Source organism: Paenilisteria portnoyi (assembly GCF_014322795.1).
Lineage (GTDB): Bacteria > Bacillota > Bacilli > Lactobacillales > Listeriaceae > Listeria_A > Listeria_A portnoyi.
In genome coordinates this window covers 1-14,439 of the sequence record NZ_JAASTT010000003.1, presented here as the reverse complement: position 1 = coordinate 14,439, position 14,439 = coordinate 1, and the positions used below count along the sequence as shown (strand labels likewise).

Here is a 14,439-nt window from a genome sequence, read left to right as displayed (position 1 = left end):
ATTTTATACTAGACATGTATGTTGCTATAATGCTCCGTTACGGATAATAGAACAAATTTAGCGAGTCGTTGAGTTGTTAATATCCACGAATAAGCCACTCTATCGTAGGATTTGCTGGTGTAGCTGTATTTGTAAGCTTCGTAATGACTCAGTCCAAGCATTAAATTTTTCCGCCTGTTCCTAGGTGCCTTCCACTGTTTCCGTATACATATTCTTAAACCCATGCGTATATTTGCATCTAACTGTTTTAAACGTTTCTGCATCTTTCCGATTCTGAAATAGTTCACCCAGCCACGAAGAAGAGAATTAATTTTGGCTACTCGATGCTTTGTTGATATTCCCCAAGCTCTCCTAGTAAGACGTTTCAGTTTAAATTTCAATTCCTGTAAAGACAATTTATGTGGCCTTGCTTTGTATAAACGGTCTTGCCAATCATAGTAAAATCCAAATCCTAGAAACTTCGTTTCTTCATCTTCTGGCTTTCTGACTTTACTCTTCGTCACATTGACAATAAGCCCTAATGTTTCCTCAATAAATTTGCTTACGGAACGCATGACTCGTCGGGCAGCCATATCACTTTTCACAAAAATAATACAGTCATCTGTATACCTTACAAAACGTAAATCTCGACTTGCTAGTTCTTTGTCTAGCTCATTCAGCATTACATTGCTAAGTAGCGGAGATAGATTTCCTCCTTGTGGAGTGCCAATAATCGTTTCTTGGTACTCATCCTGTATCATGACGCCACTTACTAGGAACTTTCTCACAAGTGATATAACATCCCCATCTTTGACCGTTCTCGCGACAATGTTCATGAGTCTGTCATGATGCACGGTATCAAAGAAACGCTCTAAATCAATGTCAACGAGCCATTCATACCCATCATTCATGTTCTCCAGCGATTGGAGGATAGCCATTTCTGCATAACGCTTAGGACGAAATCCGTAACTATTTTCATGAAACTGCTTATCGAAGATAGGTGTCAGAACTTGCGCAATCGCTTGTTGGATAAAGCGGTCTGTGACCGTTGGTATCCCCAACAACCGTACGCCTCCGTTTGCTTTGGGAATCTCCACGCGTTTGACTGGTCGTGGCTTGTATTCTCTTTGCTGTATCTGATGAATAAGCATGTCCTTGTGGAGACTTAAGTGCGCTTTTAAGGCGGTAATAGGCATATCATCTACACCCGCAGCTCCTTTGTTTTTCATGACTTGTTTGTAAGCCTGATTTAAATTATCTGGATTTACTATTTGCGAAAGCAATGTTGGTTCATACATGTCTGTTATTCCTTCCTTTTCTCGTGAAATTAGTATCCACTTTCCTGCATCGATTGCAGTGGTCTTTTGCTATTTTCCAATCTTGAATATCCTAACGATAAAATTGTTCCACCCTTCGCTCTTTCTTCCTTTCGGAAGATGTCTTCACTACTATGGTTTCTGCTGACTTCTCACAATCCAGACTTATATCGCTATAAGCTTTTGGGACAGAGTCGTGAGACCTCCCCAGTTAAGATGCAAACTCTTTCTCTCCATCTATCCGCCACATTTACACCATGCAATGTTCCTAGTAGTTATTGGACTTTGGCTTCTCTTGCAGCCTTATCCTTACATGGCGCCTTCTATGTGATTTCTGTTCGTCGGACCAGAGATTTGCCTCGAGCTTCCTTCAGATTCCACGTCACCATGGACACCCTTGCTGTTGGCTAGGTGCTTACCACTACTCGGTCGCACTCGGGACTTTCACCCGTTAGAGTTTGCCCATGCTGGGCAAACAAAAAACACGCCTTTTTCAGACGTGTTTTGATATCTTAAATTATCATTGAACATATCAACAGGATTTTAAATTTCTATATATTTGCTCTTTTTAAATACTAACATCAAGAGGAGTAATAATAATACGCTGCTTATAACATATTGCATCGCTGTAAGAGAATTAGACGCAACCATTACTGGATAATAATACCCAGGGAAATTTTCAATTATGAACCTCAACGACTTATCAGTAACGCCCTCTATAATATTAGCTAAAAAATTAGGTATAAATAGAAGCATTGCTGTTAATATAAGGTATACCGCTCCACTTTTCAAGCCGTAAATAATAAGTACATAACTGCATAAATAATATGTTAACACTAGTAAAAAAATATTGATAGCAAAGTCACTTAAAAAAAATACATCCAAATCACCTGGGATCCCCATTTGACTTGCAATGAGCAACAATGCAATTCCTATAATAATATAAATTACTATATATATAGTCGTAAGTATTAGATTAGCTATAACATATTTCTCACGATTTTTCCGAGTATTATTAACTAGTAGTATAGTTTTAGAATTATAATCTCTGCTTATAAAGTATAACGGATGTATGACAGCTACTAACATGCCTAGCATACAATAAAAATTGGACACATGCTTTATATAGAAGGGAGTACCTAATTTTAGAATAGAATAGCAAATGATAATGGCCGGAGTCAAAGCGATAATGAGCCCTATTAAAAGATATCCCTTTTTTAGACTTTCTAAAAAATTTAACTTTACATAATTTTTAATATTAAACTCCATCTTTCGCTCCCCCTAGCTTATTCATGTAAATATTACGAAGAGAATTCCTTTCCGTAGAAAAGTCCTTTAATGTAATCCCTAGACTATTCAATAAATTAAATATTTCCGAAGTATTTGCAGTGGATAGTAACCGTAGACTATTATTTTCAGAGAATGTAATTTCCCCCAGATTTTGTTCTCTTTCAAATAGATATTTTTCTTTTTCTGTATGAAATTCAAGATGTATTAAATTATTATTATCAGATTCTGAAAGTTGATCAGAGACTACCTTGCCATCAGCAATGAATATAAAACGATCGCATATTTGTTCTATGTCTTCTAAATTGTGGCTTGATATTAAAATTCCTATATTTTGTGCATTTGCTAAATTTTTCAGTTCAAATAACAGTTCATATGATGTTTCAATATCCATACCATTTGTAGGCTCGTCTAAAACTATGAATTCAGGATTATTTATTAAACTGATAATTATACCCAATTTTTGACGCATACCCAGTGAATAAACTTTTACTTTTCTCCTAAGAACGTCGTACATACCAATTTTTTTAAAAAATTTTTCATACGTTCTCATTTCGAACTTACTGCCATATATCTTTGAAAAGTAATTAAGGTTTTCAACACCTGTTTTATTATTATATAGTTTAGGCTCTTCTATTAGGTAACCTATGTTGTTATTATTTTCAATCGTGCCTTTGTATACCTGAATGTTTTGTGTAACTACTTTCATAATAGTACTTTTCCCTGCACCATTTTTACCTATTAATCCAATAATTTCTCCTCTATTAAAATTAAAACTACAATCATTTAACGCTATACTATCCTTATATTTTTTCGTTATGGATTTAATTTCCACTAGATTTTATTCCTCCTAATTGTAAAAATTCTAAATGCCTTTGTGATATTGTATTGAGAGGTACACACCACATACCCCAAATGAGAGTCCATATTTATATATATATATAATTTCCCACATATCCCCTTTAGGCAATACTATATCTAATATCGTGAGACTAATTAATATGGCAAAAAGACTTCTTAAGTATATAACGGCTGTTCTCTCGTCTGATTTACCAATTTTTTTCTGATAATATAAAATAAGTATCACACTGAATGCCAATATAAAAAGGCCAAACAATAGAAGCGCATTCCAATTGCTATTTGAGCTCTCAACCCAGTTGTATAAACTACTATAAATCATTATCATCAGTCCTTTTTATATAAGTGAAAATATTAGTGATATCTGTTTCAAAAAAATCAGCTATTCTAAAAGCTAATAAGAGCGAAGGAGTATAATTTCCTTTTTCCATGATAAATATAGTTTGTTTAGAAACACCTATTTGATCCGCTAAATCTTTTTGAGACATTTTAGCTAAAACACGATATTCATAAACTTTATTTGAAATAGAACCATCTTTATCTTTCTTCATATATCCATCTTCTACCCTTCTCTTTAAATGACCTATTTATTTTTGTATGAATTTATATACAGTGAGACCTGAGATAACTGCCACAATACCACCTATTATTCTTGCAATCCATACTTTATCCATAATATTTTCAAGAATTTGATCAACAAATGATCCTATGACGATAGCGATGAAAAATAAAATTAACCACTTAAAAGTCGTTATGGTAATCACTCCTAATTTTTTATAAAATTAATCATACTATTATATTAACCTTATACAAGAAAAAAGTAAAGAAAACTTTGTTAAAGTATAAGTATAGTTATGCTTAATCTGTCTCTATAACTGATTTACCAAATCTTGTTGCATCAAAGAATGATGATTTGATAAATTCAATAGATTGATTAAGACTATAAACCTTATCCAGTATTAAACCTTTGTCGGAAGTATTTTGTATACGAATCGCATCTACCAAATCCTGATGACTCCCTAAACAATTCCCTTTCATTATGATATTTTTCATTATTATCATGGATAATGAACCTCTAATTGATGATAAAATATCATCTGAACTTTCTGAAGTCATTTTAGGATGTTGATCTCTAAGTCCGCATGTGATATACACCCCTGAGTATCCTAGTAAGTACAAACCATATTCCATGTTCATATCGCAAAAAGGGTCAAACACATGTGTTATATCTTCTTTTACCATTTCGACTCCCTCTAAGACCTCCGTTAAATTTAATATTTTACATGGATAAATCCGTTGCTTATCTTCTTGAGTCCAATTGGAAGTGGTCAGACATATCGGTATAATATCGTGGGATAGTAGTTGTTGAATGATAAATAGTGACGTATTTGATCTCGAACTTAATACAAGTGGGGTCCCACCATTTTTTAGTATCTCAGATTTATTGATCATACCAGTAGCAGTTTGAGCACCTAACGAAAATGCTGCAGCTTCTGAATTTGTCAAACTGGCAGGTTTTTTAATTATTTTCTTTTTATGAAGCCTTAACCAACCGAGAGAGGAAAAATTGGTTGCAACACCAGGCTTTACACCAGATTCGCCGCTGTGTGGGTATGAATTATCAGCCATTACAACATCTCCAAAATTAAACTCATGAACATACTTACCTACCTTTATAACTTCAGCACAAAACTCTGATCCAAACGGAAGAAATGCTCTATTATATTTTTGTAAAGAAATATAATTTTCAAGAAGAAGAGCCTTGTCTCTGTAATTACAACTAAAAGATTTAACCTTCAAAAGCACAAAATCATTATTTGCCTCATCTTCTATATTAAACGTTGGTTCACTTACTTGAATAACTCCAAACTCTATTATTGTATCTCCAAAACTCAAACCTCCTAGTGATGGTATTTTTTGGGCTTGTTCATGGCGAGGATTTATTGCTACTACGGTCTTCATAATTTCATCTCCTAGTGAATTTCGTTCTGATAGCTAAATGAGCTAAGATTTAGCGGAAACCAGACTTCTTTTTTTTGATTACACATTTTTAGTAACAATGAAGAATCTGCTATACCTCCCCACCCCAAAAAATATCCTAATATATAATCTCGACTATGTTCTCCAGTATAAAATTCATTTTTTTTAGCTTTTTTTAGTACAGCTCCCCAATATTGGTTTGCTAACAATAATAAGTCGGAATCATCAAATAGATTATAAACGTATAGCAAGCTCTGTAATACGCCGGACGCTCCGTGACATACTGATAAATCAATTGCATCTTTTTCAGGTAATTTAATAGCCTCTTCAATATATGGGCCTAAATCGATATCTATAGATAACTTTTTCGACATTTCAGCTAATACCATTAGTAATCCAGCATATCCATTACACCATCCGGAATGACTCAATTTGATGTCTTGTACTTCATAAAAGTACTGTTTGCACTTCTCAAGTTCATTTAATTTGAAGGACAACCTAAATTTAGTCCATATCGCTCCTAACTCTCCATGAGCGATACCCTTTTCTTCGAACGTATAATCCTTGGATTTAATTTTTGTACTTACTAATTCTAAGGCGATAAAAGAAGTTTTTTCAAAAGAGGAATAAACTAAACCAATTCCTAAAACCCCCAGAAACACATCCCCCAAAAGAGTCGTTTCAGACATGTCTAAAATGACTTTTTCTAACTCATTTATACTATCTGATTTGAAATTCAGAAGATATTCAATAGATTCCCGCCCAGATATTATAGATTGACTATGGCCTACATTTTTTGAAAAATATTTTTCTTCTAATTCTATAAGACCTTTCTTAGTACTATCGAGAAGTTTTTTTTCTTGGTGGCATGGTTGGAATTTTACCAGATGATCTAGTAAAAAAACAATTCCGCCCACATCATGAAAGCTACAAAGGCTAGTAGACTGATATGAAAAAGGGATATTACCGTAGATTCCCCCAATCCAACCAGTACTCGCGTCTGTCTCATTGGTTGAAATCGAAAGCCTAAGCAATAGATTGATTAGAGGTCTAGGATTATCTATAGTCATCTCTTCTAAAGTCTCCATGAACAAAGGAGAATTATGAATTTTTTTCACCCCCGATACATTAGATATATGTTCTCTAATTTCTGAAAACCCCTCAGCGATTAGTCGTTTATCCATTAATAAAGTGAATTCAGAGATATTTCGAAGTCTTCTTTTTAGATTATCTATAGGAGAAAGTTCGAAAGCCTGTTGAGATATAAACTTGCCAGCTTCTATTTTAGTCTCATCTACATTAATATAAAAGCTTGGAATATCACCATTTTTCAATATATTCATCTCTTCTATTAAAATATCTGAAGTTACTTCCTCCTTAGGAAGTCTCGAGGGTTTCATATATGATAATATTTTGTTTAACCTAACATAATTAGTTAAATTTTCAGGGAACAAGCATGCATCTAACATAAGGAAATACTGTACGGTTGGCCTTAAAACAATTCTTAATGGGAAATTCAATCCTATTATAAAGGATAATATTTCTTCTTTTTTAGATATAACTTTTTTGTATGCTACTGAGTACCCGTTTAAAAAATCTCTTTGATAAGATAGAGGGTTTGGAGCCTTTCCACCATGTAAGGTGAGAGGTATAGTTAAACGCTTAATTTCTTTTTTCTCTTTAGCTATATCGACTGCATCAGTACCATAATTTTTCATACTAAAAATCATTTCTGTTGTCTCTTGACTAAATGGCGTGTTAATAGCTCCTATCAATAAACTTTTGGGCATACTCATCATTTTGGCTGGAATTATAGACGTACCTACTATTGAATGTGACAGTACCTCACTTAGTTCATTTGCTAAATTTGTGCTATCGACACTGGCTGATGGCTGCAGGCTTGTTTCAAGATCTATGAAGTATGGATTAGCGGCATTGAATAGGATATTTTCATCATGTAAGTCAGTTGTACCTATGCAACTAAATAAAGCAGAAGTCAATCCGAGATTATAAAACGCATTGTTTATTTCACCATGTTCTACTGGATGTCGTTCAATACACTTTTGCCATCCATATCCCTTTTTAGGCAATGTTTTAGGTACGGGAGTGTAATTATTTAGCTCACTAAACCTTAAGATTTTTTTGAATATCTTATCAATGACTATATCAACATCTACAGATCTAGGTTTGTATAGTACTTTATTATCATCCTGAAACTCAAAGCAAAGCATCACTTTCGCTCCATTGTGAGGATCAGAATCTAAGTGAGTAACTGATTGTAATTTTGAACAATCACTAATAAAACCTTCAGATGATAGTGTATCTAAATCCTTGAAGAAATTTTGACACACTTCATACATAAAAAAACAAATATTTTTAATTGTCTTAGTGAGTATATCTTTTAATACTTTATATTTGTTAAACCATACCTCTAAAGTATGTTTATCAATTAATTGGACAAACTGATTAAATGCCTTAGAAGACAAAGGGTTGGCAGGGATAGATACAGATTTTCTGTACTCATGGAACTCATATACAAAGGTTTTGTGACATAGTCTCCACACAGAGGTTTCTAAGAGCGAATCTAAACATTTTTCTAATGAAATACTAACATTAGAAATTTCTCTATGTTCCATACACAATCTATCTATCTTTTGCAATGTATCTGATAGTTCTTGTGAGTAGTATTGTTTTATAGAACACAATAATTTATTTGAGGCTATTTCCATTACTAGTCCCCCTTTTAATTTCGGCATCAAATAACTGCTGATATAGCCCATTTTCGCTAATAAGCTCCTCATGAGTACCAGTCTGTATTATCTCTCCCTTACTCATGACAAAGATTCGATCTGCATTTAGTATAGTAGCTAATCTATGCGCTATTATTACTTTTGTACACTTAAGTTTTGAGAGTTCCTCATATACTAATAGCTGAGATATATTATCTAAAGATGAAGTTGCTTCATCCATAATTAAGATTTTTGGGTTTTGAAGTAAAATCTTAGCTATGTGTATACGTTGCCTCTGTCCACCAGATAAATTTGCTCCCATTTCTGATATCACGGTATTATATTTCATAGGTAATTCATGAATAAAATCTAAAAATGGTAGTGAGCCGCAAAATTGAATTATGGAATCTTCATTTAATTCGTTACCAAGTTTTAGATTTTCTATAATAGTACGGTTATGCAAATTTGCTTCTTGGGGTATATAACCGATGTATTTTCTTAAATCGTTTAAGTTGTACAAATCAAAATTGATAGAATCATATAACAAAGTGCCAGTACTTGGATGAAATAAACTACAGAGCAATTTCCCAAGTGTTGTTTTCCCAGAACCAGAACCACCAACTAATGCAATAGTCTCTCCGTCACTAATTTCTACATCAATATTTTTAACAGCATAGACTTTATCGGAAGCATAACTATAAGACAAATTATTAGTTTTTACATTCCCCGATGATAGACAAGAAAAATCACCGTTCATATTTTCAGCGGGATAATCAAATATGTCTTCGGCAAGCTCTATATAACGACTAGCAACTTGAACTTCAGCGTAGGTAGAAAAAATTGAATTTATATATACAAATAGCAAAGAAACTATGGATTGAGCTGCAACAGCTTGACCTAACGTCAGTTCCTTAAGATGTACCAAATATAAACTCACCACTAATATTATTAATGGGGCAAACATCTGGACTCCTGATAAAATTGAACCAACTAATCCTTTCTGTATTTTTACACGATAAGTCATTGCGTTAAGAAACTTATTATAGCTGCTCTCCCAATCATTTATATATGATTGAATATAGCCCCCTAACTTTACATTATTAATTGACATTACAGCATCTAACTGTATACTTTGGGCATGAGTACCTTCGTGAAGCTCTCTATCAGTTAAATTCTTAATTAAACGTTGAGTCGCTATTAGAAATACTAAAGTTAATAGAGATAAAGTAGTTGTTACAGTTCCTATGATTGGAGATATGAAAAAGATATAGATTAAAATTGATACACCGCTAATCAAATCAAGAAAAGTTTGCACTATAGTTGTTCCCAAAACATCTTGAATTCTTGTAAGTGAATTTAATCTGAATATTATTTCTCCTGGAGCACGAACCGTGAAATACTTTGCCGGTAGAGAAAGCAGGCTTTTAAACGCTCCATTCACCAGATGTTTGCTAAATCTATAAATTAATTTTATTGAAAGAAGAGTACGTAAATATGTAAGTATAATTAATAGTATAGCACTCCCTATTAGTATAGATAAAAGAAACAAAAGATTTTTTTCACTATTAATTCTGTAATCAACAAGATATTCTGTGAATATTGGAATAGAAAGAGTGATTGCAACCATAATAATGCTTATACAAAGTAATAACAGATAGGTAGATAGCATATTTTGGGGCCAAATATATTTTTTTCGCCATTTTTCGGTTTTACTTTTACTTCTTTTATTGAAATTTACAGACAACGACGGTATTAAAATATAGTAACTAAAATCTCTGAAGAACTCATCTTTTGAAACTTTAATCCTTCCAATAGAAGGATCCATTATTATTACATGATTTTCAGTAAATGATTCAATACAAATAAAGTGATAACCTTTCCAAAATGCAATGACTGGAGATGACAAAGTATCAAAAACTTTAGAATTTTTCACCTTATAAATATTCGCTTCTAGCTTAAATTTCTCCAACAAATATTTGATTTTTTTAAAGCTGAGACCATCTCTTCCAGGTTCTTCAAATTGTCTTAATTCCGTCAATGAAATTTCATAGCCGAAGTAATCTAATATTGTTCTGCTACAGCAAAGTCCACATTCAGTTTGAGCTAACTGTAAAGTAGGTTTAAGTTGTTTCTTCCCTTTGAACATACTCATATTTACTTACCAATAACAACAGGGGAAATATTAAGATTAGAATTTAATATTCCACTAAGATATAAGATTCCACCTGCTTGACCAGACATTATACCTGGGCTCAATGGATATCTCCCCTTACTATTTTCAAAATATTGGTAGATATATTCAGGTGAACAGAATGTTTCCTCTAACTCTTTTATCATAGCAATCACAACCTCCTCGAAGTCAATTTTTATATAGTTAAGAACTTCTATAATTCCTAAGCTGCCATGGCATAAAATAGGTATTTTCGAGATAGGGGTACCTCTCAATTGCTTTATAATTTTTTCAACTTCCACCTTTGATATACAATTTGCTTTGTAAGCTTCATAGTAAGCAAGTAGTATCCCACTTAAACCATTGCACCAAGTCGAAGAAATTTGATTTTCCAGACCACAATAAATATTTATAACATTATTACTATCAGTATATTTTTCTTTCATTATGCTTACAGTATCCGATATAATTTTCTTTACCGAGTCATTAGGTTGTCTCTGTTGTACCTTAGCAAAAAACAAAATAACTTGCCCAAGACCATGAGCTAATCCAGAAGTCAAATTTTCATCGTTAGAATTAATTTTCATATACGCATTTTCTATTAATTTTTGAAGGAATATTTCATCTAGATAGTAATTTTGATCCATTTCTAATTTCATTATGATAGCACCACTCTTACCTGAAATCATATCAAAGTAATTGGAATCTATATCTTCTAAATAACTATCTAACAGTTTCATAGATGCAATAGCCGTTCTCTTCCATCGCATATTTTCTATTAGGCAACCTGCTTTGAAAAGCGACCACAAAAAACCAGTGACACCTGTATACGCTCCTATGCCAGACATCATTAAATTTCTAAGTTCGAAGCTTTTTCCTTCTAAAATATCGGCAGATTTATCAAAAATATCAAATCCAATATTATAAGCCTCATCGTTCGACAATACTTTTGATGATGCTAATAAGGCTAAGGCAATACCTGTTCTTCCACTGTATAAATCATACCCCAAAACACCAGGTGTCCAACCTTCTCCTTCAAATCGTGCCACTGGTCCAAGCCAAGTCTTAGGAAGATGCTTATATCTATCATCTAATACTGTACAAACAAGATTTTTTGTGAAGTAGTCTAAAACTTTTGTAATTGATTGAGTACGGCTAGCATCTAAATACATATTTTTCTTCTCTCTAATGTCATCCGAATATTCTTCATAATAATCTGCCTTGCCATCTGCATGAGGATCTGAAAGTTTTGCTACAAACGCTAATCTTATAAGCTTAATTTGTCTATCTAAGTCTTCACCAGACAAATTATTAACCTTAGACAAGAATTGAGATTTTGGACTTCTTCGCAGTCTAGATATTATTTCATGATTATGATATACGTCGGCCTCATTAAACTTCACCGTAAAATATGGGATATCTCCATCCCAAAGTTGCTTGCATTCTGATATAACAATACTATTGTCACTTGTCATACTTAAAATTCCGTTGCGCGACAAAAGAGCTTGTGCGATGGAAAGATTTTTAGACGGATAGGCGTCAGTCAAAACTCTAAGTGATTGCTCATATCTGTAGGTCATATTATGCAAATAGCGTATCTGGGTATTTTCAAAGATATCTAAGACTGTTCTTCTGAATAACTCTTTATTATCTAGAATTTTCAGGTACAGAAAGGAAAATCCTCTGATTATTTTATCACTATCTTTAAATATCTTTTTTTCTAACTGTTTATCATTAGAGAGCGATCTATCAACTGGCTGTACTTCCCACACAATCTTTATATCAGGTGAAAAACCATTGATAACTGTAAAATTTTTAAACGGACTCACACTAAATTCATCTCTAATACCCGTAAAACCAACATCTACTGTTTGTTTTACTGATTTCTTCCCAATTGAAATAGGTAAGACGCCCGTTCCATAAACAGACTTTTCAATAGCCGTATAGGCACTATTTTCTGATTCATCTATTCCCATTCTAATTCTACTCGGTTGAAACAACGTCTCTAAATCAACCGGTAGAGGGCCCTCAACAGTCCACAAAATATTACTATAGTGCATATCTGAAGCATCTAGTAAATACATCAAACAAGCCATCATTCCAGCACTATACATATCATTTTTAGCATTTATTGATTCCCCAAAATTTGTGAATCCGCAGTTATCATAGTCTAAAACATCTAAATGTGGCATTTGGGGAGATATAAATTCATTGATTTTTTTTATAAATCGAGAATAGTTTAACTCACCTGATACAGAACGTGGCTTAAAAATAATTTTTTCATTATTCTCAAAGGTAATAATGAAAACTGAATATCCTTTGTTATGGGTATCTCCACCAGACTCAATCATTTTTATTTTACTAGATTGCGAGATATGAAATTTTTTGTGAATATCATATCTATATTTTTTAATTAAGTTTACAGATTTCATCAATGCCAGTATTCTATTTTTTAATACATTATGGATTCTAACCCACCCAACTTTATACTTAGAGGAAAATTCTCTCATATCATCTTTTTGCAAATAATCTATATATGAAGAATATACTTCATCTTTGGGTAGGTTCATTTTATTAAAACTCTTAATGTCTTCAGCAAATGATCGAATTAGATATGAGAAAACTATCTGTGAAAATATCTCACAGATAGTTTTCTTGAACAAATCAGGATCAAGAAATTGCTTATCTATATCATTATCCCAAAAATGATTAAATTTCCCCTGAGAGATATTCATGCATATATTTTGATACGGATACTCTTCTTGCATCAATATTTTAGAAAATAATATTTTGGGTATTTCATCATCTATTGAGAGCTTACTTAAATCTTCACTAAGAGGCATAATGTGTTCTTCAAAGTCAGACTTTTCAAGCTCTGGATACAAATTTTTGCTGTAGATAAACATAATTCTCTACTCCTTTATTAACAAGCTCTTGTACAGGATGTTGTAGGGCATGTATTAGTTGAGATGTACCCAGTTACAACCGTTATAATAATTGTTGGTGTAATCCCACCTACAACCTCATCATCTGTCATTGAAATCATATCAGATTCAAGGTATTTACCAAGTTCTAGTTCTACTTCTGATTCTAAGTTCTTATCATTAAACATAGACTTATCCACCTTTCTTAATCTAAGATCATTTACACCAACTCATACACTCATGTGTTGCAGTACACCACCCACCATTATTCCCCCAATAATCGCTTAAAGAGAATGTATTAGTAGTGCAAGCACCAAAGATATCGTCATCAAACTCTTGATCCAATACTTCCTTCATCCAGTCGATTTCAACCAGATTTTTTTCTATTTGTTTAGCTTCGATATTATTTTTCAAGGTATTCACCCCCTTATATATTATTACTCAATTACTAAAAAACTCCTGTTTGCACAAGCATTATTTTATAATTGAGTGAAAAGCTACTGATTTAATCATATCCCCGATAGAGCTCCTACGAAATATAATAACGCTTTCATTACTATTACCTCTCTATTGTTACCTAATAATACCGGGGAATTTTTATTCTAGGTTTTATTTCCATATATGTTATCTCAATAATACTTTGGTTTCCTTTTTGCAACCACAAAAAGGAAAATTCACAATTTTAACATATTATTAAACAAAAGAGTCCATTTTACCCTGGGAATAATAGGAAAAACAAAGAAATACTACAGCTCACAACCTTGGAATATGAACTGCTCCCTGTCAAGTAGACAGGCTAAAAAACAAAAAGAAATAATATGACTTGGAACAAAAATACCATATTTATCTGTTCGACTACGCTTCATTGATGGCCTTATTTCGATATTCACTCGGAGTAAGGCTATTAAATTTGGCGATAATACGTTCGTGTTGGTAAAAATTGATATAATTATGAATCCCTCGGATTAACTCCTTTTCGGATACAAAGGAATGAAGATAATAATATTCTGCTTTCAGTATGCCCCAAAAATTTTCTATCGGTTGGTTGTCTAAACATTTGGCAACACGTGACATGCTTACCTTAAACCCAAATTTATTTTTGAGGTCTCTATAGGCATTGCTCGTGTATTGAAAACCTCGATCACTATGAATCACGGGCTTTACTTTGGGATTTCGCTTCTTGGCTAATTTAATGG

General features: G+C 32.9%; 11 protein-coding genes. All 11 read right to left on the bottom strand.

Annotated features, from left to right (window positions below; genetic code table 11):
• Nucleotides 1–8: 8 nt before the first annotated feature.
• Nucleotides 9–1,277: a group II intron reverse transcriptase/maturase gene (gene ltrA, locus HCJ66_RS02825; protein ID WP_187131797.1), complete on the bottom strand. Its 1,269-nt coding sequence runs from the start codon at nt 1,275–1,277 to the stop codon at nt 9–11.
• Nucleotides 1,278–1,838: 561 nt separating this feature from the next.
• The gene (locus HCJ66_RS02820; protein WP_187131796.1) at nt 1,839–2,564 is read right to left on the bottom strand and encodes an ABC transporter permease; all 726 of its coding nucleotides are present in this window, start codon (nt 2,562–2,564) and stop codon (nt 1,839–1,841) included.
• The gene (locus tag HCJ66_RS16300; protein ID WP_187131795.1) at nt 2,554–3,417 is read right to left on the bottom strand and encodes an ATP-binding cassette domain-containing protein; all 864 of its coding nucleotides are present in this window, start codon (nt 3,415–3,417) and stop codon (nt 2,554–2,556) included. Before HCJ66_RS16300 ends, HCJ66_RS02820 begins: the two co-directional genes overlap by 11 nt.
• Before the next feature lie 334 nt (nt 3,418–3,751).
• Complete coding sequence (locus HCJ66_RS02810; RefSeq protein ID WP_187131794.1) at nt 3,752–3,991, bottom strand: helix-turn-helix transcriptional regulator; 240 nt, start codon at nt 3,989–3,991, stop codon at nt 3,752–3,754.
• A gap of 307 nt (nt 3,992–4,298) precedes the next feature.
• Nucleotides 4,299–5,402, bottom strand: a complete 1,104-nt coding sequence (locus HCJ66_RS02805; RefSeq protein ID WP_187131793.1) for a zinc-binding alcohol dehydrogenase family protein — start codon at nt 5,400–5,402, stop codon at nt 4,299–4,301.
• Nucleotides 5,403–5,413: 11 nt separating this feature from the next.
• Nucleotides 5,414–8,149 (bottom strand): type 2 lanthipeptide synthetase LanM, encoded by a 2,736-nt coding sequence (lanM, locus tag HCJ66_RS02800; protein ID WP_187131792.1) that lies wholly within the window; start codon nt 8,147–8,149, stop codon nt 5,414–5,416.
• On the bottom strand, nt 8,130–10,301 hold the full coding sequence (locus tag HCJ66_RS02795) for a peptidase domain-containing ABC transporter (RefSeq protein WP_187131791.1): 2,172 nt from the start codon (nt 10,299–10,301) through the stop codon (nt 8,130–8,132). Before HCJ66_RS02795 ends, lanM (HCJ66_RS02800) begins: the two co-directional genes overlap by 20 nt.
• A 2-nt stretch (nt 10,302–10,303) precedes the next feature.
• Nucleotides 10,304–13,225 (bottom strand): type 2 lanthipeptide synthetase LanM, encoded by a 2,922-nt coding sequence (lanM, locus tag HCJ66_RS02790; protein ID WP_187131790.1) that lies wholly within the window; start codon nt 13,223–13,225, stop codon nt 10,304–10,306.
• 17 nt (nt 13,226–13,242) lie between these two features.
• Nucleotides 13,243–13,431, bottom strand: coding sequence for a class II lanthipeptide, LchA2/BrtA2 family (locus HCJ66_RS02785; RefSeq protein ID WP_187131789.1), 189 nt, complete (start codon nt 13,429–13,431; stop codon nt 13,243–13,245).
• A gap of 28 nt (nt 13,432–13,459) precedes the next feature.
• A complete protein-coding gene (locus HCJ66_RS02780) occupies nt 13,460–13,657 on the bottom strand; it encodes a plantaricin C family lantibiotic (protein WP_222717392.1) in 198 nt (65 codons plus the stop codon).
• 441 nt (nt 13,658–14,098) lie between these two features.
• The coding region (locus tag HCJ66_RS02775) for an IS3 family transposase (RefSeq protein WP_187131788.1) at nt 14,099–14,439 on the bottom strand (341 nt) is incomplete at its 5' end.

What these genes read in the sequence shown, in the direction of transcription:
- ltrA (WP_187131797.1), bottom strand. Translation starts at nt 1,277, where the DNA reads ATGTATGAACCAACATTGCTTTCGCAAATAGTAAATCCAGATAATTTA.
- HCJ66_RS02820 (WP_187131796.1), bottom strand. Translation starts at nt 2,564, where the DNA reads ATGGAGTTTAATATTAAAAATTATGTAAAGTTAAATTTTTTAGAAAGT.
- HCJ66_RS02810 (WP_187131794.1), bottom strand. Translation starts at nt 3,991, where the DNA reads ATGAAGAAAGATAAAGATGGTTCTATTTCAAATAAAGTTTATGAATAT.
- HCJ66_RS02805 (WP_187131793.1), bottom strand. Translation starts at nt 5,402, where the DNA reads ATGAAGACCGTAGTAGCAATAAATCCTCGCCATGAACAAGCCCAAAAA.
- lanM (WP_187131792.1), bottom strand. Translation starts at nt 8,149, where the DNA reads ATGGAAATAGCCTCAAATAAATTATTGTGTTCTATAAAACAATACTAC.
- HCJ66_RS02795 (WP_187131791.1), bottom strand. Translation starts at nt 10,301, where the DNA reads ATGAGTATGTTCAAAGGGAAGAAACAACTTAAACCTACTTTACAGTTA.
- lanM (WP_187131790.1), bottom strand. Translation starts at nt 13,225, where the DNA reads ATGTTTATCTACAGCAAAAATTTGTATCCAGAGCTTGAAAAGTCTGAC.
- HCJ66_RS02785 (WP_187131789.1), bottom strand. Translation starts at nt 13,431, where the DNA reads ATGTTTAATGATAAGAACTTAGAATCAGAAGTAGAACTAGAACTTGGT.